16 protein-coding genes are annotated in these 20553 nt (G+C 70.7%); 6 read left to right on the top strand and 10 right to left on the bottom strand.

Annotated elements, in window-relative coordinates:
* The first annotated feature begins 41 nt into the window (after nt 1-41).
* Nucleotides 42-1736 (top strand): peptide-N4-asparagine amidase, encoded by a 1695-nt coding sequence (locus ABTX78_RS02095; RefSeq protein ID WP_502993732.1) that lies wholly within the window; start codon nt 42-44, stop codon nt 1734-1736.
* Nucleotides 1737-1844: 108 nt separating this feature from the next.
* On the opposite strand, the gene ABTX78_RS02090 is transcribed toward ABTX78_RS02095, so the two are convergent.
* Together ABTX78_RS02090 and ABTX78_RS02085 are read right to left on the bottom strand one after the other, a co-directional pair.
* Complete coding sequence (locus tag ABTX78_RS02090; RefSeq protein ID WP_352204884.1) at nt 1845-3284, bottom strand: Gfo/Idh/MocA family protein; 1440 nt, start codon at nt 3282-3284, stop codon at nt 1845-1847.
* 144 nt (nt 3285-3428) lie between these two features.
* Complete coding sequence (locus ABTX78_RS02085; protein WP_352204883.1) at nt 3429-3875, bottom strand: MarR family winged helix-turn-helix transcriptional regulator; 447 nt, start codon at nt 3873-3875, stop codon at nt 3429-3431.
* A gap of 210 nt (nt 3876-4085) precedes the next feature.
* On the opposite strand from ABTX78_RS02085, the gene ABTX78_RS02080 reads away from it, so the two are divergent.
* From ABTX78_RS02080 to mltG, 3 genes are all read left to right on the top strand, one after another.
* Complete coding sequence (locus tag ABTX78_RS02080) at nt 4086-5900, top strand: ABC transporter ATP-binding protein (protein ID WP_352204882.1); 1815 nt, start codon at nt 4086-4088, stop codon at nt 5898-5900.
* Nucleotides 5901-5939: 39 nt separating this feature from the next.
* Nucleotides 5940-6533: a hypothetical protein gene (locus tag ABTX78_RS02075; protein ID WP_352204881.1), complete on the top strand. Its 594-nt coding sequence runs from the start codon at nt 5940-5942 to the stop codon at nt 6531-6533.
* Between the two features lie 121 nt (nt 6534-6654).
* Entirely contained in the window at nt 6655-7500 is an 846-nt protein-coding gene (gene mltG, locus ABTX78_RS02070; protein WP_352204880.1) for an endolytic transglycosylase MltG, read from the top strand.
* 69 nt (nt 7501-7569) lie between these two features.
* Here the strand turns inward: mltG and ABTX78_RS02065 are convergent, their stop codons facing one another.
* The 3 genes from ABTX78_RS02065 to hglS all read right to left on the bottom strand — a co-directional run bounded on the left by ABTX78_RS02065 (nt 7570) and on the right by hglS (nt 11641).
* Nucleotides 7570-8664 carry an NAD(P)-binding domain-containing protein gene (locus ABTX78_RS02065; RefSeq protein ID WP_352204879.1) on the bottom strand — a complete coding sequence of 365 codons (1095 nt, stop codon included), beginning with the start codon at nt 8662-8664 and terminating at the stop codon, nt 7570-7572.
* Between the two features lie 86 nt (nt 8665-8750).
* Nucleotides 8751-10289, bottom strand: a complete 1539-nt coding sequence (gene amaB / locus ABTX78_RS02060) for an L-piperidine-6-carboxylate dehydrogenase (RefSeq protein ID WP_352204878.1) — start codon at nt 10287-10289, stop codon at nt 8751-8753.
* An 11-nt stretch (nt 10290-10300) separates the two neighbouring features.
* A complete protein-coding gene (gene hglS, locus ABTX78_RS02055) occupies nt 10301-11641 on the bottom strand; it encodes a 2-oxoadipate dioxygenase/decarboxylase (protein WP_352204877.1) in 1341 nt (446 codons plus the stop codon).
* Between the two features lie 373 nt (nt 11642-12014).
* On the opposite strand from hglS, the gene ABTX78_RS02050 reads away from it, so the two are divergent.
* The gene (locus ABTX78_RS02050; RefSeq protein ID WP_352204876.1) at nt 12015-12437 is read left to right on the top strand and encodes a YjbQ family protein; all 423 of its coding nucleotides are present in this window, start codon (nt 12015-12017) and stop codon (nt 12435-12437) included.
* 28 nt (nt 12438-12465) lie between these two features.
* Here ABTX78_RS02050 and ABTX78_RS02045 read toward each other — a convergent pair whose 3' ends face one another.
* The 3 genes from ABTX78_RS02045 to ABTX78_RS02035 all read right to left on the bottom strand — a co-directional run bounded on the left by ABTX78_RS02045 (nt 12466) and on the right by ABTX78_RS02035 (nt 17316).
* Nucleotides 12466-14160 (bottom strand): alpha-amylase family protein, encoded by a 1695-nt coding sequence (locus ABTX78_RS02045; RefSeq protein ID WP_352204875.1) that lies wholly within the window; start codon nt 14158-14160, stop codon nt 12466-12468.
* Nucleotides 14157-15155 (bottom strand): TIGR03885 family FMN-dependent LLM class oxidoreductase, encoded by a 999-nt coding sequence (locus ABTX78_RS02040; protein ID WP_352204874.1) that lies wholly within the window; start codon nt 15153-15155, stop codon nt 14157-14159. Before ABTX78_RS02040 ends, ABTX78_RS02045 begins: the two co-directional genes overlap by 4 nt.
* Nucleotides 15156-15423: 268 nt before the next feature.
* Complete coding sequence (locus ABTX78_RS02035; protein ID WP_352204873.1) at nt 15424-17316, bottom strand: glycoside hydrolase family 13 protein; 1893 nt, start codon at nt 17314-17316, stop codon at nt 15424-15426.
* A 1-nt stretch (nt 17317) separates the two neighbouring features.
* Here ABTX78_RS02035 and ABTX78_RS02030 point away from each other — a divergent pair, with 1 nt between their 5' ends.
* Nucleotides 17318-17869 carry a DoxX family protein gene (locus tag ABTX78_RS02030; RefSeq protein WP_352204872.1) on the top strand — a complete coding sequence of 184 codons (552 nt, stop codon included), beginning with the start codon at nt 17318-17320 and terminating at the stop codon, nt 17867-17869.
* Between the two features lie 113 nt (nt 17870-17982).
* Here ABTX78_RS02030 and ABTX78_RS02025 read toward each other — a convergent pair whose 3' ends face one another.
* Complete coding sequence (locus ABTX78_RS02025; RefSeq protein WP_352204871.1) at nt 17983-19668, bottom strand: ribonuclease J; 1686 nt, start codon at nt 19666-19668, stop codon at nt 17983-17985.
* Between the two features lie 179 nt (nt 19669-19847).
* On the bottom strand, nt 19848-20531 hold the full coding sequence (locus ABTX78_RS02020; protein ID WP_352204870.1) for an HAD family hydrolase: 684 nt from the start codon (nt 20529-20531) through the stop codon (nt 19848-19850).
* Between the last annotated feature and the right edge of the window lie 22 nt (nt 20532-20553).

The raw sequence follows: 20553 nt of genomic DNA, 5'->3' as shown, positions 1-20553 counted from the left end.
GGCCTGGCGTGCCGGGGCGGTCGCCGGTTCACTCCTGGGGCATGAGACGACAGATCATGTCCATGCTCGCCGGGCTGGTTCTGGTGAGCGGAACACTGCTCGGCGCGGGGCCCGCCGTGGCGACTGCCGAACCGCCCGGCGCCCGACCATCGGCATCGGAACCGCCGGCTACCGGGGCGTCGGCATCAAAACCGTCGGCATCCGAACCGCCGGCATCAAAACCGTCGGCATCCGAACCGCCGGCCGAGTTCGGCAGCGACTGGCACGACCCCGTCACCGCCGCACCGCCCGTCACCCGCCCGGACACCCGGTCCTGTGAGGTGACGGTGGCGCAGGCGCAGTTCCGCGACTTCACGCCCTACCGCGGGAGTTACACGCCTCCGAAGGGCTGCGGCGACCGCTGGAGCAAGGTGGTGCTTCGGCTCGACGGGAACGTGAAGGGCCGCCAGTACGACCGTCTGGGCCATCTGGCCGTCGGGGGCGTGGAGATCCTGCGCACCTCGACACCGCAGCCCTCGCCCGACGGCATCGCCTGGTCGGTGGAGAAGGACGTCACGCGCTACAGCGAGCTCCTGCGCGGAGCCCAGCCGGTCGAGATGCTGATCGGCAACGTCGTCGACGAGACCTACACCGGGATCATCGACGTCAAGGTCACGCTCACCTTCTACGCCGCCCACGGCGCGGCTCGGCCCGCCGCCGTCCCCGACCGGGTGCTCGCCCTGAACGGCACCTCGCTCACCACGCCCCGCAACTCCGAACGCATCGTGGCCGAGGTGTACGCCACGGGTTCCGGCGGCGGCTGCGAGGAGTACTGGTACCTCACCGTCCCGGATTCCGCCCCCTACTCCTGCAAGGCCACCGACGGCCCCTACCGCGAAGTGCAGATCAGGGTGGACGGCCGGCTCGCGGGCATCGCGGCGCCGTTCCCGACGGTCTGGACCGGTGGCTGGTCCAACCCCTTTCTCTGGTACGTGATCCCGGGGCCGCGGGCGTTCGACATCAAGCCGCTCCAGTACGACCTCACCCCCTTTGCCGCCCTGCTCAACGACGGCCGGGAGCACCGCGTCGAGGTGTCCGTCGCCGGGGTCCCCGCGGGCCGGCCCGGATGGAGCACCCCCACCAACGTGCTGGTGTGGCAGGACGAGGCCAGCACGGTGGTCACCGGCGGGCTGACCCGCCATCACGAGAGCACCCCGGTCGCCTCGGTGCGCCACACGCCCGGTCCGGAGCACCGCCTCGACACGAAGGGCGGCCACCGCCTCACCGTGAGCGGGTATCTCGACACCTCGCACGGGCGGGTCACGACGACCGTGAGCCGCGCGGTCGGGAACGCGTCCGTCCACCGCTGGACCGAGGACGAGAAGCTCGACGCGCTCAAGGCGACCTGGACGGACGACGAGACGGTCACGACCGGCGGGCGGACCACCGTCACCCACCGCGTCCACACCATGGACGGCACCACCACGCTCGGTGCCGGCGACCGGCTGCGGACCGTGCTCACGCTGGGGGACACGGCCGACACGGCCGAGGTGCGTGACGGCCGGCGGCTCGCGTGGTCGCGGCTGGACGACCGGTACACCGGGGATGCGACGTACACGGCCGACGTGCCGCGCGATCAGCGGCACGCGGTGGGCCGAACCGCGGAGCGGTACCGGCTCCACGGCTCGGAGGGCTGCTACGACCGGAGCCTGACGACGGTTCAGGGCATGCTCACGGAGGACCGGCGGCGCTGCTGAACACCCGCTGCTGGTGCTGGTGCGGTGCCGGCGCTGGTGCTGGTGCCCGGTGCGGGACGCCGACGGAGCGCGGGGCCCGGTCGGCGTCTACCCGGCCCCGCGCGATGTCTACGGCTTGTCCGAGTCCACGCCGGAGCGCGGCTCGCGCCACTCGCCGCGAGTGAAGTCGGGCATCTCCATCGGCGCGCCCTTCGCCTTCACCGACGCATGGCTGAGTGGGACGGGCGCCGTCCAGGTCGCCGCGTCGTAGACGTCGAAGTCCGGGACCAGCCCCAGCCGCATGCACTGCATCACCCGGAAGATCATGATGTAGTCCATGCCGCCATGGCCGCCCGGCGGGTCGGAGTGCTCCTTCCAAAGCCAGTGGTCCCACTCCGTGTACGCCTCGAAGTCGCCCCAGGCGTCGTCGGAGTGATCGGGCTCGATGTAGATGCGCGCGGGGTAGTCCTCGAAGACGCCCTTCGTGCCGCCGAGGCTGTTGATCCGGCTGTACGGGTGCGGAGTCGACACATCATGCTCCAGCCGGATGACCCGCCCCTTCGCGGTGCGGAGCATGCTGATCGTCCGGTCGCTCTCGATGTACGTCTCCTTCCAGCTCGGATCGCCCGGCGGCATGTGCGCCTCGCGGTACTCCGCCAGGCCCAGCGCCGGGGTGCCGAAACTGGAGATGCTCACCACGCGGTCACCGCGGTTGACGTCCAGGTAGTTGGCGACGGGGCCGAAGCCGTGGTTGGGGTACAGATCCCCGCGCAACCTGGTGTGCCACAGCCTGCGCCACGGGCCCTCGTAGTAGTCCGGATCGAACATCAGGCCGCGCAGATCGTGGTTGTACGCCCCCGCCCCGTGCAGGAGTTCACCGAACTTGCCCGCGTGCGCCATCCGCAGCACCCGCATCTCGTTGCGGCCGTAGCAACAGTTCTCCAGCTGCATGCAGTGCCGGCGGGTGCGCTCGGAGAGATCGACCAGCGCCCACAGTTCGTCCAACCTCATCGCGACCGGACACTCCACGCCGACGTGTTTGCCGTTGAGGAGCGCGGTCTTCGCCATCTCGAAGTGGAGGTCCCAGGGCGTCGCGACATAGACGAAGTCGATGTCGCCGCGCCCGCAGAGGTTCTCGTAGTCGTCGTCGCCCTTGGTGTAGACGGCCGGCGCGGCCTGCCCGGCGGCCACGACCTTCGCGGCGGCGCTCTCGGTCTTGGCCTTCACCGGATCGCACACGGCGACCACCCGGACGCCGGGGACGGCGAGGAAGAGATCGATCATGCTGCCGCCGCGATTGCCGAGGCCGATGATGCCGACGCGCACCGTCCCGCGGCGCTCGAAGGGCACCCCGGCCATGGTGCGCCCCTGCCGCGCGGGGGACGGCGCTTGTGGTGTGGCGGCGGATCTCGCGGTCTGGGCGGCGGCCGCGGTGCCGGTTCCCAGGGCGCTGAGGCCGAGCCCCGCTCCCGCGACGCCCGCCGTGGTCCGCAGAACAGAACGACGGCTCATCGAGCCGTCGTCGTCGCCGTCGTCACTGCGCTGGTCCGGTATCGCTGCGTCGTTCATCGAGCCTCCACGAAAGCTGGTGCGCGGCCGGGTCATGAACCTCGGCTAGGACCATGGGTGTTGAGGCTGGTGATGAGCAAGAGCCGCGTTTGGACTCTTGGGTGGGAACACATGGACTCTTCGTCGCGGGGCGTGCCGGAGGCGTCAGCAGCCGACCCGGGGACCGTCGACCAGGGTGGAGAGCAGCCCGCCGAACACCTCACGCTGGTCGGCGGTGAGCGGGGCGAGGATGTCCTCCGCGGCGGCGCGGCGCGCGGCCCGCAGGGCCCGGAGGGTGGCGCGGCCGGTGTCGGTGAGCTCGATGCGGATCACGCGGCGGTTGCTGGGGTCGGGGGCGCGGCGGACGCAGCCGCTCGCCTCCAGCCCGTCCACCAGGCTCGTCACGGCGCGCGGGACCACCTCCAGGCGCGACGCGAGATCCGCCATGCGCGGCGGGTCGTCGTAGTGGGCGAGGGTGCGCAGCAGACGGGACTGCGCGGGGGTGATCGCGATGTCGGCCGACTCCAGCTGCCGCTTCTGGCTGCGATGCAGTCTCCGGGTCAGCCGCAGCAACTGCTCGGCCAGCAGGCCGTCGGGGTCGGGTGTGCTCATGCGGGAACAATATCAGGACCAGGCTCATTGTGAATATAGGTAACAGTGAGCTAAGCTCTCGAAATCTCTTCCTGTACGTCCGGACTCATCCCGTACGTGCGGTACGCGCGGCCGTGCGTGCGGTACATGCGGTACGTGCGACCCAGCAGTCATGACCGTCGTCGACAGACATCGAGCCCGGACATTCCGGCGAAACCCTCGAAGGAGCCCATGCACCCCGAAGCCACCCCGTGGAACGCCCACGCCAAGGAACCGGAACAACCGAGGGCCGAGGTCCCCCGGATCCTCCGGCTCTTCCGTCCCTACCGCGGCCGACTCGCGATCGTCGGACTGCTCGTCGGCGCCGCGTCGGCCGTCTCCGTCGCCTCGCCCTTCATGCTGCGCGAGATTCTCGACACCGCGATCCCGCAGGGCCGTACCGGTCTGCTCAGTCTGCTCGCCCTCGGCATGATCCTCACCGCGGTGATGACCAGCGTCTTCGGCGTCCTGCAGACACTGATCTCCACCACCGTCGGCCAGCGCGTGATGCACGATCTGCGCACCGCGGTCTACGCCCAGCTCCAGCGGATGCCGCTCGCCTTCTTCACCAGGACGCGCACCGGCGAGGTCCAGTCACGGATCGCCAACGACATCGGCGGGATGCAGGCGACCGTGACCTCCACCGCCACCTCCCTGGTCTCCAACCTCACGGCCGTCGTCGCCACGGTGGTGGCCATGCTCGCGCTCGACTGGCGGCTCACCGTCGTCTCGCTGCTCCTGCTGCCGCTCTTCGTCTGGATCAGCCGCCGCGTGGGCAACGAACGCAAGCGCATCACCACCCAGCGCCAGAAACAGATGGCGGTGATGGCCGCGACCGTCACCGAGTCGCTCTCGGTCAGCGGCATCCTGCTCGGCCGCACCATGGGCCGGGCCGACTCGCTCACCAAGTCCTTCGCGGAGGAGTCCGAGCGCCTCGTCGACCTCGAAGTGCGCTCCAGCATGGCCGGCCGCTGGCGGATGTCGACCATCGGCATCGTCATGGCCGCGATGCCGGCCCTCATCTACTGGGCCGCCGGGGTCGCCCTCCAGAGCGGCGGGCCGACGATCTCCATCGGCACCCTCGTCGCCTTCGTCTCGCTCCAGCAGGGCCTGTTCCGCCCGGCCGTGAGCCTGCTCTCCACCGGAGTGCAGATGCAGGCGTCCCTCGCGCTCTTCCAGCGCATCTTCGAGTACCTCGACCTTCCCGTGGAGATCACCGAACCGGAGAAGCCGGTGCGGCTCGACACGATCCGGGGAGAAGTCCGCTTCGAGGACATCGACTTCGCCTACGACGCCACCCAGACCGAGCTCACCATCGACGGCGTCGATGTGACCGTGCCGGCCGGAGGGCGGCTCGCCGTCGTGGGTCCCACCGGATCCGGCAAGTCCACCCTGAGCTACCTGGTGCCCCGGCTGTACGACGTCACCGGAGGCAGGGTCACGATCGACGGAGTCGACGTCCGCGACCTGGACTTCGACACCCTCGCGCGAGCCGTCGGCGTGGTCTCCCAGGAGACCTATCTCTTCCATGCCTCCGTGGCCGAGAACCTGCGCTTCGCCAAGCCGGATGCCACGGACGCGGAGATCGAGGCGGCCGCCCGGGCCGCACAGATCCACGACCACATCGTGTCCCTGCCCGACGGGTACGACACCCTGGTCGGCGAGCGGGGATACCGGTTCTCCGGAGGCGAGAAGCAGCGCCTGGCCATCGCCCGCACAATCCTGCGCGACCCGCCCGTGCTCATCCTCGACGAGGCGACCAGCGCCCTCGACACCCGCACCGAGTACGCGGTGCAGGAGGCCATCGACGCGCTGTCCGCGGGCCGCACGACCATCACCATCGCGCACCGGCTCTCCACCGTCCGGGACGCGGACGAGATCGTCGTCCTCGAAGCGGGACGCGTGGCCGAGCGCGGCAGCCACGACAAGCTGCTCGCTCTGGACGGCCGCTATGCCGCATTGGTGCGCAGGGACGCGCAGTTGACCGTTCCGGTCATCGCCCCCTGAGTGCCGAGGAGTCCGGTGGGTACGGCATGATCGCCGCCCATGAGAGCTCTCCTTGGCGTGGAACTGCCCGGCTACCGGCCTGTCGACCAGGACGTCTGGGCGAACGACGACGGCGACCTGCTGTCGGTGCACTTCTTCGGACTGATCCCGGACCTGCCCGCGTCGCTCGACGACGGGCCCGCTCTGCGGGCAGCGCTGACCCGGCTCACCGCCGAGGCGGGCGGAGGGCTGGTCGAGGCCTCAGTGAAGCCGCTCGACGGGCTGCCGGCACTCAAGCAGATACTGAAGCTGCCGCTGCCGGGACAGCCCAGGGGGCAGGCCTTCATCGGCAGTTACACCGTGCCGAGGGCCACATGCAGCACCGTGGTGAAGGTCCAGGCTCCCGAGCGCGGGACGACCGGGATGCGCGAGGCCATGGTGATGGCACAGGTCGGCCATGACAACTACTTCCGTCCGCACCCCTACGCCCCGGAGGTGCAGGGTGGACTGCCCTTTCACGCGGCCGACCACGCCCAGTGGGACCAGCAGTTCCCGGACCATCCGCTGACGCGGGTGCGGCGGGTGCTCGACACGCTCGCCGAAGCGGTCCGGGTGGCACCGGAGTTCGCGGCTCTGCCGCCCTTCACCCGCTGATGCGGCGACCTTCCCGTCCGTCACCGCCGATATGCGGTGACGGGAAACGACAGGTGTCGATCCGGTGTGCGGAGCGGGGCGGTGTGCCGGGTCGGCGGGCGGTCCGGGTTAGCGTGCGCGTATGAACGACGAGCCTTCGCCGCCACCGTCCGGGCGCGGGCCCCGCCTGTCCCGCCGTGGCCGATGGGTCCTGATCGTGACCGCCGCCCTCGCCGTGGCGGCGGCCGCGGTGGTGGTCACGCTGCTGCTGTCCGGCAAGCCCGAGGGCGAGCAGGAGACCCTGCTCATTCCCGAGGGGCGACGCACCGCGCAGATCTACGCCGCGGTCGACGAGGCCCTCGGGAAGGCACCCGGCACCACCCGCAAGGCCGTCGGCACGGCCGCGCTCGATCTGCCCGCCGAGGCCCGCGGCAACCCCGAGGGCTACCTCTTCCCGGCGACGTACCCGATCGACTCCGGCACGACGCCGGCGAGCCTGCTCGCCTACATGGTCGACACGGCGAACAAGCGGTTCGGTGCCGCGGGCGTGCCGGGCGGTGCGCAGCGCAGTGGGCTGACGGGCTATCAGACCGTCAACATCGCCAGCATCGTGCAGGCCGAGGCCGACACGCCCGAGGACATGGCCAAGGTCGCACGGGTCGTCCACAACCGCCTCGCACGGCAGATGCCTCTCCAGATGGATTCGACACTGAACTACGCGCTGAACCGCAGCACCCTGGACACCACGGCCGACGACACCAGGATCAACAGCCCGTACAACACCTATCAGCGCCAGGGGCTGCCCCCGACGCCCATCGGCAACCCGGGGGAGCACGCCCTGCGCGCCGCTGTCGAACCTGCGGCGGGTGAATGGCTCTACTTCGTCACCGTGGCCCCCGGCGACACCCGCTTCACGGCGGACTACGAGGAACACCAGCGCAATGTGCGGGAGTTCAACGTCAACCGTGCGAAGGATCGTTCCGGCTGACGCGTGCGGGGTGGCTCGCCGGCCGGCGTATGAAGGAGGGGCCTGCCGGCAGGCGCAGGCGGGCGGCCCTCAGACCAGTGCCGGTTCCCGCTCCAGCAACTGCATGATCTCGTGCACGGCCGCCCGCCCCGCCCGGTTGGCGCCGATCGTCGACGCCGACGGCCCGTAGCCCACGAGATGGACACGGGGGTCCCGGACGGCCCGTGTGCCGTCCATCCGGATGCCGCCGCCCGGCTCGCGCAGCTTCAGGGGCGCGAGATGGTCGATCGCCGCGCGGAACCCGGTCGCCCAGAGGATCACATCCGCCTCCACCGTGCGTCCGTCGTCCCAGGCGACACCGTCCGGGGTGATCCGGTCGAACATCGGCAGCCGGTCGAGCACCCCGTCCTCGCGGGCGCGCCTGATCGCGTCGTTGAGCGGCAGGCCGGTCACCGAGACGACACTCTGCGGCGGCAGACCGAGGCGTACGCGCTCATCGACCTTGGCCACGACCGCCCGGCCCACGCTCTCGTCGAAGGGCCCGTCGCGGAAGACCGGTGGCCGCCTGGTGACCCAGGTGGTGGCCGCCGCGTACGGGGCGATCTCCATCAGATGCTGGGTCCCTGACGCTCCGCCGCCCACCACGACCACCCGCCGCCCGGCGAACTCCTCGGGTCCCCGGTATCCGGCGGTGTGCAACTGCCGCCCGCCGAAGGTTTCCTGGCCCGGGTATCGCGGCCAGAAGGGCCGGTCCCAGGTGCCGGTGGCGTTGATCAGCGCGCGCGCCGACCAGGTCCCCTCCGAGGTCTCGACGAGCAGACGTCCGCCGTCGCCCTCGCGCACCGCCATGACATCGACGGGCCGGTGCACGCGCAGGTCGAAGCGCTCCTCGTAGGCGGCGAAGTAGGCCCCGATCACCTCCGAGGAGGGCCGGTCGCCGTCCGCGCCGGTCAGTTCCATACCGGGCAGGGAGTGCATGCCGTGGACCTTGCCGTAGGTCAGCGTCGGCCAGCGGAACTGCCAGGCGCCGCCCGCGTGCGGGGAGTGGTCGAGGACCACGAAATCGCGGTCGGGGACGAGGCCGGCCCGGCGCAGATGGTAGGCGCCGGACAGGCCCGCCTGTCCGGCGCCCATGACGACCACGTCCTTGTTCCGCGTCACGTCACGCGCCCCGAAGTTGTTCACGCTTCTACCAACTACCGGGGGTCCGCGGATCTTCCCGCCCAGGCGCGTACGCCCGCGATCAGGCCCTCCGGGGCCCTTGGGAGGGCCTAGAGGAAATTGACCCCCTGGGCCAGCGGCAGGCTGTCGGAGTAGTTCACCGTGTTGGTCGCCCGGCGCATGTACGCACGCCAGGCGTCCGAGCCGGACTCGCGCCCGCCGCCCGTCTCCTTCTCGCCCCCGAAAGCCCCGCCGATCTCGGCGCCCGAGGTGCCGATGTTGACGTTGGCGATACCGCAGTCGGACCCGTCGGCGCCCACGAAGAGCTCCGCCTCCCGCTGGTCCTGGGTGAAGATGCTCGACGACAGACCCTGCGGGACGCCGTTGTGCAGCGCGACGGCCTCCTCCAGCGTCCGGTAGGTCAGCACATAGAGGATCGGGGCGAAGGTCTCCCGTCGTACGACATCGGTCTGCGCGGGCATCCGGACGACTGCGGGCCGCACATAGACCGCGTCCGGGGCCGAATCCGCCGCCAGCCGCTCGCCGCCGGTGAGGATCTTGCCACCGTCCGCCTCCGCATCGGCGAGCGCCTGCCTCATCGCCTTGTGCGCGGCGCCGGAGATGAGCGGGCCCACCAGCGTGCTTTCCGCGAACGGATCACCGACCGGCAGCTGTCCGTACGCGTGGACGATCTTCTCGACCAGCCGGTCCGCGATGTCCTCATGGACGATCAGCCGGCGCAGCGAGGTGCAGCGCTGCCCCGCGGTGCCGGCCGCGGAGAAGACGATGCCGCGCACCGAGAGGTCGAGGTCGGCGGACGGGGTGACCACGGCTCCGTTGTTGCCGCCCAGCTCCAGCAGACAGCGGCCGAAACGGGCCGCCACACGCGGTGCCACCTCCTTGCCCATGCGCACCGAACCGGTCGCGCTCACCAGCGCCACCCGCGCGTCGTCGACGAGCCGCTCACCGATGTCACGGCCGCCGAGCAGGACCTGGTGCAGGCCGGCAGGGGCACCCGTGTCGGCCGCGGCCCGCGCCAGGAGGGCGTCACAGGCCAGTGCGGTGAGCGGAGTGAGTTCGGAGGGCTTCCACACCACCGGGTCGCCGCAGACCAGGGCGACGGCGGTGTTCCAGGACCAGACGGCGACGGGGAAGTTGAAGGCGGAGATCACCCCGACGACGCCGAGCGGATGCCAGCTCTCCGAGAGCCGGTGGCCGGGGCGCTCGGAAGCCATGGTCCGCCCGTAGAGCTGCCGGGACAAACCGACCGCGAACTCGCAGATGTCGATCATCTCCTGCACTTCGCCGAGCGCCTCGGAGCGGATCTTTCCCGCTTCGACGGTGACGAGGTCGGCGAGGTGCTCCTTGTGCCCGGTGAGCAGTTCACCCAGCCGCTTGACCAGCGCGCCGCGCCGGGGCGCGGGCACGGTGCGCCACTGGAGGAACGCCTCCGCGGCCGCCCCGATCGCCGCGTCCACCCCGTCGGCTCCGGTGGCGGGCAGAGTGAAGAGCGTCCCACCGGTCAGCGGCGACCGGGCGACGACATCGCCGCCCTCCGCGGGCAGCTCGGCGCCGCAGCGTCGCAGGCTCTCCCGGGCGAGCGAACGCAGCCATTCGAGGTCGGGAAGGGAAATGTCGTTGCTGGTCACAGTGTGTCCTGTCACAGCGCGTCCTCGGTGAGTCCGATGGCCTCGCGGGCCAGCCGCAGGGAACGGTCCTGCTGAGCGGCGTAGAGATCGAAGGGGTCGTGAACCGGGCGCTCCAGAACCTCCGAGAGCCACCGCTGGTCGTAGTGCGTGCCGGTGGCGGTGCTGTCCCGGGTGCCCTCCTCGGTGAGATTCGACTGGAAGATCCCGGCGGCCGACGCGGGGAGGAAGTCCTCGTAGACGATGGGGCGGGCGTCGAGCCAGCCGCCGTCGAGCAGACTGGGCAGGTCCTGCGGCGGCCGCTGCCCGTCGAGCGGCCGGCCGGCTGCCGGTTCGTAGCGGAAGAACCCCATCCCCTGGGCGGCCAGTCGGCGTTCCGTACGGGGGAAACGCAGCGGCCAGTCCTCGGCGGGCCCGCCGATCAGTTCGTCGCAGAGCGCCCGGCCCGTCCGCGTGAGGGCGATACCGCGGGCCTCGACCTCACCGAACCGCACCCGCAGGGCACCCTCACCGATGCTGCCGTCGGCCTCCCGGAAGCGCCGTGCTTCGGAGAGCGCACGGAACGACGTCTGGCGCAGCAGGACGTCGGGACCGTCCCACCGCGGCGGCCCCTGGATCCGGTCGATCATCGTGATGCCGCGCTCGCCCATCCGCCGGTAGAGCTCGTCGATGTCGAGGACGCGCGGTGTGAGGTGGTTGATGTGCGTGCTCGCGACACCCCCGATGTCGGCGGCGACGGCCGAGATCCGCTCCAGTTCCGCGTACCAGGCCCGGTCCACGGGCTCCGGGGACAGTTCGAAGGCGGCCACCGCAAGGGTGAGGAAACGCTCCGCCGCTGCCTCGTCGAGCTCCTCGTCCCGCTCGGCCCGGGCCGCCAGATGCAGCAGCTCCGGGGGAAAGAGCGCACGACGGTCGAGGAACGACTCCAGCCTTCCTTCGAGATCAGGGTCGAAGAATCGTCGGTCGGCGGTGGTGAGCATGGAGGTGAAGACGCGGAAGGGGTTGCGTTCCAGCTCCTCGGCGTCGACGGGACGAAAGGCCGTGGAGACGACCGGCACCGAACTGGCCGCCGCCTCGCGCAGATCGTAGAAGCCGACCGGCCGCATACCGAGCGCGGCGAAGATCTGGGCGGCCTGGCGCATCTCACGCGGGGTGCCGACCCGGATGGCGCCGTGCCGCTCGGCCGTCACCCGCTCGATCCCGCCGAGGCGTCCCGCATCACCGTCCTTGCCGATCACCTCGTCGTTGACCTGGGCCGACACCTCCAGCAGCGTCGTGTACGCGGGCACTTCGGCGCCGTACATGTCGGAGAGGCGTCGTGCGAACGCCGCCCGCAGCCGCCAGGTCGGGATCATGCGGTCCTCCTTGTCTGCTGTATGCCTTCTCGGATGCACGGCTGGAAACCGCGGATCCGGCCGTGGACCCCAGAACCGGCTCGTGCCACTCGTGGCCCGGCCGGCGCGTCAGATGATGTGGGCCTCGGGCCGTGCAGCGGCTGCGCCTGGACCATGGAGCACCGTCCCGTCTGCTCGACGTCGCCGCGCCGAAAAGCCGTGCCAGGGATGCATCCATGGTGGACACACCCGGCTCCTCGCGTCCATCGACCGTCTCACCACGGGCTGCCGTCGGGCCGGTTTCGCACGGCGGGTCGCCGCGGGACGACCGACACGGCGGCCTCCCCGGCCAGGGCCTCCACGGGCCGGCGGCGACGAAGGGGAAAATGGACCCATGCCCGCACCCTTCACCACCAAGGTCCTGAACCTCACCACCGGCTCCGACGAGACGGTGACCGATCTGACCGGCGCCTGCGAACAGTTTCTCCAGGAGGCGGCGAACGGTCGGGACGGATTGCTCAGCGTCTTCGTCCCGCACGCCACGGCAGGTATCGCCGTGATCGAGACGGGCGCGGGCAGCGACGACGACCTGCTGGCCGCGCTGCACACCCTCCTCCCGGCCGACGACCGCTGGCAGCACCGCCACGGCAGCCCGGGTCACGGCCGCGATCACGTCCTGCCCGCCCTCGTCCCTCCGCACGCGACGCTGCCGGTGATCGGCGGCCGTCTCGAACTGGGCACCTGGCAGTCGGTCTGCCTGGTCGACACCAACAAGGACAACCCGCACCGCACGGTGCGACTCAGCTTCCTGGGCTGAGCGGCACCGTGCGCACTGCCCGCCCCGGTCAGCTCGCCGTCGTACGCTCCGGGTCGTCCGCCGTCGTGCCGACGCGCAACCACCGGTAGCCGTACGGCTCCAGCTCCGTGCGCAGACGGCCGTCGCGCGGGGTGGTGACCGCGGCGCCGGTGAGCAGGTCGGTGAGCACCGTGCCCGGCTTCAGTTCGGACGCCTTCGTCTCGGCGGTGACCGTACGGTCCGCGAAATTGTGCAGGGCCAGCACGGCGCCCTCGGGCAGTGAGCTGATGTGGGCGAGGACGGCGGGCGTACGGGTGTCGAGGACCTCGTACGTCCCCCAGGCCAGTTCGGGCGACTCGCGGTAGCGCTCGATCAGCAGACGCATGCGCGCGAGCAGCGAGCCGGCGTCATGGGACTGGTCGTGCACGTTCACCCGACGTGGGCCGAACTCTCCCTCGCACAGCGGGTTCGGGAACGCTCCGGCGTCCGCGGTGGAGAAACCGGCGTCGTCGTCGGCGGTCCACTGCATCGGCCCCCGTACGGCCTGCCGGCCCTCCGCGGCAAGGTTCTCCCCCATCCCGATCTCCTCCCCGTAGAAGAGGACGGGCGTACCGGGCAGGGTGAACAGCAGGCTGTAGGCGAGTTCCAGCCGCCGCCTGTCGCCCCCGACCATCGGCGGCAGCCTGCGCCGCAGACCGCGGTCGTAGAGCTGCATGTCCTTCTCGGGGCCGAACGCCTCGAAGACCTCGGCGCGTTCGTCGTCGCCGAGTTTGTCCAGGGTCAGTTCGTCGTGGTTGCGGACGAAGGTGGCCCAGTGGGCGTCGCGGGGAGCGGCAGGGCGCGTACGGAGGGCGTCGGCGAGCGGGGACGCGTCGCCGCGGGCCATCGAGAGGTACATCCGCTGCATGCCGATGAAGTCGAAGCACATCGTCAGTTCGTCGCCGCGGCCGGAGCTCGGTTCGCCGAAGAACAACGCCGTGTCCGCATAGGGGAGATTGACCTCGCCCAGCAGCACCGCGTCGCCGCAGCGGCGGCCGAGGAAGGCGCGCAGATCCGCGAGGTACTCATGGGGGTCGGGCAGCCGGCCGGCGTCGTCCTGGCCGTCGGTCTCCAGCAGGAACGGCACCGCGTCGACCCGGAACCCGGACAGACCGAGCTGGGTCCAGAACCCCATGATGCGGGCTATCTCGTCCCGCACGGCCGGATTGGTGATGTTGAGGTCGGGCTGCTGCTTGTAGAACCGGTGCAGGTAGTACTGGCCGGACGTCCGGTCGTACTCCCACAGGCTCTTCTCGGCGTCCGGGAAGACCACGCCGGACGGGCCGTCCTCGGGCGGCTCGTCGCGCCACACGTACCAGTCGCGGTGCGCCGCGTCGCGGGACGAGCGGGCGTCCTCGAACCAGGGATGGTGCTCGGACGTGTGGTTGACCACCAGGTCGGCGATGACCCGGATCCCGCGGTCACGGGCGGTGCGGACGAACTCGGCGAAGTCGCCGAGCGTGCCGAGGCGGGGATCGACTCCGTAGAAGTCGGTGATGTCGTAGCCGTCGTCGCGTTCGCGTGTCGGGTAGAAGGGCATCAGCCACACACAGGTGACACCGAGGCGCACCAGATGGTCGATCCGCTGGGTCAGGCCCGCGAAGTCGCCGGTGCCGTCGCCGTTGCTGTCCTGGTACGTCTCGACGTCCAGGCAGTACACGACCGCGTTCTTCCACCACAGGTCGGAGGTCCGGGTCAGCCTCATCGGGCACGCTCCGCGGTGTAGGGCTGCGGGCGGGTCACGTCGAGCTGCGGCAGCACCTTGGCGCCGAACACCTCGATGAAGGGGGACTGTTCCTGTCCGACGTGGTGCAGCATCACCGCGTCGAAGCCGAGGTCGGCGTACTCCTGGAGCCATGCCGCGTGCCGGCCCGGGTCGGAGGAGACGTTGACGCAGTCCGCGACCTGCCCGGGAGTGACGTGCTCACTGACACTGTCGAAGAGCTCCGCCGTCTCCAAATCCCAACTGGCAGGCGGACCATGGACGTTGGTGCGCCACTGGTCGTGGGCGACGGCGAGGGCGGTGTCATGGTCGGGGTCCCAGCTGAGATGGACCTGGAGGTGCAGCGGGCCGGTCCCGCCGGCGGAGCGGTACGCGTCGATGATCCGCCTCAGCTGCTCGTGCGGGGCGTTCACCGTGATCAGGCCGTCGGCCCAGTCCGCGCACCAGCGGGCCGTCTGCTCGCTGCACGCGGCGCCGATCAGGGGCGGAGGGGTCGGGGGACGGGTCCACAGCCTGGCCCGGTCCACGGTCACCAGACCGTCGTGGCTGACCTCCTCGCCGTGCAGCAGGGCGCGGATGATGTCGACGCACTCGCGCAGCCGCGCGTTGCGTACGTCCTTGCGCGGCCACCCGTCGCCGGTGATGTGCTCGTTGGACGCCTCTCCACTGCCGAGAGCGGCCCAGAACCGCCCCGGATACATGGCGGCGAGACTGCCCACCGCCTGTGCGACGATCGCCGGGTGGTAGCGCTGGCCCGGCGCGTTGACGACGCCGAACGGTAGGCGGTCGGTGGCCTGCAGCGCGGCACCGAGCCACGACCAGGCGAAGCCGGATTCGCCCTGGCGGGCGCTCCAGGGCGAGAAGTGGTCCGAGCACATGGCGGCCGTGAAGCCCGCCTGCTCCGCTTGGACCACCGCCCTCAACAGGTCGGCGGGCGGCACTTGTTCGTGCGATGCATGAAATCCGTAGACGGTCATGAAGAGCGCCTACCCGACGATGCCGGGATCATCGGGACAGCGCTTGCGTCGGCGGGCGGCTCGGGGGCCCTCCGCGCCCTGGCGCTCGGTGCCGGTCCGGCGGGAGGCGCGCTCGCATCCCTTCGGGCAGACCGTGTTCACCGGTTCCCGGCACGCGCTGGTGAACTCGGCGGCTCCGCGCGCCAACTCGACGGCTCCGCGCGGCGTGAGGGCGGGCAGCGCCCGCCGGAGCCGTGATGCTCATCGAGGCGGCTCTCACCCTCCGACCTCAGGTGGTGCGCCGGTGTATCCGGGCCTCCCAGGGGGCGAGGACCGTGTGGCCGGACGGTGCGGGATCCGCAGGGTCGGTCGCTTCGCCGGCGGGGACATTGCCGAGGACGAGTTCGGCGTCCTGCCAGCCGTCCGGCAGCGGCACGGCGGCTGACTCGGAGCTGAGGTTGGCGACGACGAGCAGCGCGGTGTCGCCGTACTGCCGGGTGAAGGCGTAGACCTGTTCGTCGTCCGGCAGCAGCATCGTGAAGTCGCCGTGCACGACGGCCGGTTCACCGTGCCGCAGCGCGATCAGCCGGCGGTGGTGGTGATAGACGGAGTCGGGGTTCGCGCGGGCGGCCGCCGCGTTGACCTCGGTGTGATCGGGATTGACCGGCAGCCACGGGGTGCCGGTGGTGAAACCGGCGTGCGGGGACGCGTCCCACTGCATGGGGGTACGGGCGTTGTCCCGGCCCATCGCCCGCAGGCCCCGCAGCACGTCCTCGGGCTTCTTTCCGGCCCGGAGCGACTGCGCGTAGTGGTTGAGCGTCTCGATGTCCCGGAAGTCCTCGATCGAGCGGAACGGTGCGTTGGCCATGCCCAGTTCCTCGCCCTGGTAGATGTAGGGCGTCCCCCGGTGCAGATGCAGCACGGTGGCCAGCGCGGTCGCGGAGCGCACGCGATGCCGGGGGCTGTCGTCGCCGAAGCGGGAGACCGCGCGGGGCTGGTCGTGGTTGTTCCAGTACAGGCTGTTCCAGCCGGTGTCCGCGAGCTCCGTCTGCCAGCGCCCGAGAGAGGCCTTGAGATCGGTCAGACGCAGGGGCCTCAGGTCGAACTTGTGGCGGCCGTGGTCGAGTCCGACATGCTCGAACTGGAACACCATGTCGACCTCGGCCCGCGCCGGATCGGTGAACAGCCGGGCCTGCTCCACAGTCACGCCCGGCATCTCGCCCACGGTCAGCAGCCGCCCCGGGTACCGGGCGAAGACCTCCCGGTGCATCTCCTGGAGGTGGTCGTGGATCCGGGGACCGCACACGAAGTGGGGTGAGCCGTCGCCGAGGGGGCCGCCACCGGTCACGGCGCCGTCCGGCAGCGCGGGATCCTTGGAGATGAAGTTGACGACGTCCATCCGGAAGCCGTCGACACCGCGGTCGAGCCACCAGCGCATCATCGCGTACACGGCCTGACGCAGTGGCGGGTGCTCCCAGTTGAGGTCCGGCTGCTTGGGCGAGAAGAGATGGAGGTAGTACGCGTCGCTCGCGGGGTCGTGCGTCCAGGCGGGTCCGGAGAAGAAGGAGCCCCAGTTGTTCGGCTCGCCGCCGTCGCGCGGAGGCCGCCACCAGTACCAGTCGCGCCGGGGACTCCGCGGATCGCGGGACTCCTGGAACCACGGGTGCTCGTCGGAGGTGTGGTTGACCACCAGATCCATCACCAGCTTCATCCCGCGCTCGTGCACCGCCGCCAGCAGCCGGTCGAACGCTGCCAGGTCGCCGAAGACCGGGTCGATGTCCTGGTAGTCGCTGATGTCGTAGCCGTTGTCGTCCTGCGGTGAGGGATAGACCGGCGACAGCCAGATGACGTCGACGCCCAGGTCCGCGAGATGGTCCAGGCGCTGGGTGATGCCGGCGAGGTCGCCGATGCCGTCGCCGTCGGAGTCCGCGAAGCTGCGCGGATAGATCTGGTAGACGACCGCGGACTTCCACCACGCGTCGTCCTCCTGCGGTACGCCGTCGGCTGCGATGGCTTCCTCCCTGATGCGGTGCGTATCCGATCGCGGGTCTTCTGTCCCCGCTCCTTCCCCCGGCTCCTTCCCCCGCGACGGCGGTCCTACTGACGGTCGTCGCGAAGGGGGCCGGTGGGCCGAACGGCCGATGCGCGGGCGTGCCCGCCCGTGCCGGGGGCAGGCGCTCATCATGGCCATTCTCAGGACAGCCGCACGCCCCTTGCTCGCCTCCGTCTTCGTCTCGGGAGGATTCCGTACGCTGCTCGACCCGCGCTCCGTGGCGCCGGCCGCCGCACCCGTGGCGCTGCCCGTCGCCGAGATGGCGCCACGGCTGCCCGAGGACACCGAGCGGCTGGTCCGGATCAACGGCGCGGTCCAGCTCGGCGCCGGTGTTCTCCTCGCGACCGGCCGTTTCCCGCGTGCCTCCGCCCTGGCCCTGGCCGCCTCGCTCGTCCCGACCACGCTGGCCGGGCACGCCTGGTGGAAGACCGAGGATCCGGACGAACGGGCCCGTCTGCGTACCCAGTTCACCAAGAACGTGTCCCTCTTCGGAGGGCTGCTGATCGCGGCGGCGGACACGCACGGAAAGCCGTCGCTGGCCTACCGCTCGCGCACCGCGGCTTCCGCCGGCCGGCGCCGCACCCGTCGCGCAGGACGCGATCTGGGGGCGGCGATCTCCGGCGCGGCGCACGACGCGCGGTCGGCGGCGGGCACGGTACGCGACCGTCTGCCGGTGGGCTGAGCCGCACCGCACCGGCGCCGCGCTCCGTGCACCCGTGCCGCGCTCCGTGCACCCGTGCCGTGCACCGGCTCCGTGCGGCCGCCGCACGCGGCTGCACCGGCTCCGTGCGCCCGTCAGGCGTCGATGATCACCGGGATGACGAGGGGCTTGCGGCGGTGGGTCCGGAAGGCCCAGGACGCCACCGCGCGGCTGATGAGCTGCTCCAACTGGAGGGCGTCGCCGACGCCTTCCAGCGCGGCCTTGGCCAGAACCTTCTCGATCACCGGGACGACCGTCTCGAAGGTCGACTCGTCATGGACGAAGCCGCGGGCCAGGAAGTCCGGTGCCTCCGCCAGCGCTCCGGTGTCGGCGTCCACGATGGCCACAACGGTGACCACGCCTTCCTCGGCGAGGGTCACGCGGTCCTTGAGCGAGGCCTCGGTGGCGCCGCCGACGGCCATGCCGTCCACATAGACGTTGCCCGCGGGCACCTTGCCGGTGATGGAGGCACGTCCGTCGACGAGGTCCACGACGACCCCGTCCTCAGCGATGATCACGCGGTCGGGCTCGACGCCGGTACGGATGGCCAGATCACCGTTGGCGCGCAGATGACGCCATTCGCCGTGGACCGGCATGACGTGACGGGGCTTCACGATGTTGTAGCAGTAGACGAGTTCGCCGGCGCTGGCGTGTCCCGAGACATGGACCTTGGCGTTGCCCTTGTGGACGACGTTGGCACCCCACCGGGTCAGGCCGTTGATCACGCGGTAGATCGCGTTCTCGTTGCCCGGGATCAGCGAGCTGGCGAGGAGGACGGTGTCTCCCTCGCCGATACGGATCATGTGGTCGCGGTTGGCCATCCGCGAGAGCGCGGCCATCGGCTCGCCCTGGGACCCGGTGCACACCAGGGTGATCTGGTGGTCCGGCAGCTTCTCCAGTTCCTTCAGACCCACGATCAGGCCCTGAGGAACCTTCAGATAGCCGAGGTCGCGGGCGATGCCCATGTTGCGGACCATCGACCTGCCCACGAAGGCGACCTTGCGGCCGTACTGGTGGGCGGCGTCCAGCACCTGCTGGATGCGGTGCACATGGCTGGCGAAGCTGGAGACGATGACGCGCCGCGGCGCCGTGCGCATCACCTGCTCGATGGCGGGGTTCAGATCGCGTTCCGAGGTGGTGAAGCCGGGCACCTCGGCGTTCGTGGAGTCGGTGAGGAACAGGTCCACACCCTCCTCGCCGAGGCGGGCGAAGGCACGCAGGTCGGTGATCCGCTCGTCCAGTGGGAACTGGTCCATCTTGAAGTCACCGGTGTGCAGCACCATCCCGGCGCCGGTGCGGATCGCGATCGCGAGGCTGTCCGGGATGGAGTGGTTGACCGCGACGAACTCGCAGTCGAAGGGACCGAACCCGCGGCGGTCACCCTCCTTGACCCGTACCGAACGCGGCTTGATGCCGTGTTCCTTGAGCTTGGCCTCCAGGAAAGCGAGCGTGAGCTTCGAGCCGATGACGGGGATGTCGCGCCGTTCGCGCAGCAGATACGGCACGGCGCCGATGTGGTCCTCGTGGCCGTGGGTCAGCACGATCGCCACGACGTCGTCCAGGCGGTCCCGGATCGAGGTGAAGTCCGGAAGGATCACGTCCACACCCGGCTGGTGCTCCTCGGGGAACAGCACACCGCAGTCGACGACGAGCAGTTTGCCGTTGTACTCGAAGACCGTCATGTTGCGGCCGATCTCGCCCAGGCCGCCCAGGGCGACGATCCTCAGCCCTCCCTTGGGCAGCGGCGGGGCGACTTTCAGCTCTGGGTGCGGGTGGCTCATGCCTCGACGTTACCGGAGAGGCCCCTGGGGTGATCCTTTGGCATACCCCTCCCGTGGCTCCGGTCCGCCGAACCGTCCCCGGGAAACCCCACGCCGTCGGCCGGGACCGCCCTGCGGAGCTGTGGCGCGGACCGGTATCGCGGAGCCACGGAGCGGGGATGCCGAACCGCGTCGCGGAACTACGAAGCGGTGATCCAGTCGTACGCCGCCCGCGCCGTGAACTCGCTCTGGCCGCCCGCGTACAGCAGCCCCGCCGCGCGGAACGCCGGATCCTCGGCCGTCGCCGCCACGTACGGGATCGCGATGCACCGCATCCCCGCCGCGTGGGCCGCCGCCGCGCCCGGCGGGGCGTCCTCCAGCACGACGCAGTCGGCGGGCTCGGCGCCGAGGCGACGGGCCGCCTCCAGGAACACGTCGGGTTCCGGCTTGCCGCGCTCGACCTCCTCGGCCGAGACGAGGGTGGTGAGGAAGGCGTCCAGGCCGGTGGCGGCGAGCACCGCCTCGATGGCGGCCCGGGACGAGCCGGACGCCACGGCCATCGGCACCCCCTCGGCGTGCAGCAGTTCCACGAACGTGCGCATCTGCGGGTACACCTCGGTCGAGTCGGCGGCGAGGGCGAGGTAGTGCCGGTTCTTGCCGGCCAGCAGTTCCTCGACGGGTGCGGAGATCGTGTACTCCTCGCGCAGCGCCTCCAGGGTCTCGCGGGTCCCGATGCCGATGAAGTCGGTGTGGCGCTCCCAGCCGAAGTCGGTCACGCCGTACTCGGCGAGCAGCCTGCGCCCCGCCTCGTAGTAGTTCGGCTCGCTGTCCACGAGCGTTCCGTCGAGGTCGAAGATGACCGAAGGGGTGCGCGGCTGGCTCATGCCCCCAGCATGCCAAGGCGGG

The organism is Streptomyces sp. NPDC096193, assembly GCF_040302905.1.
In the GTDB taxonomy this organism is placed as follows: domain Bacteria; phylum Actinomycetota; class Actinomycetes; order Streptomycetales; family Streptomycetaceae; genus Streptomyces.
This window is presented reverse-complemented; position numbering and strand designations above follow the sequence as displayed.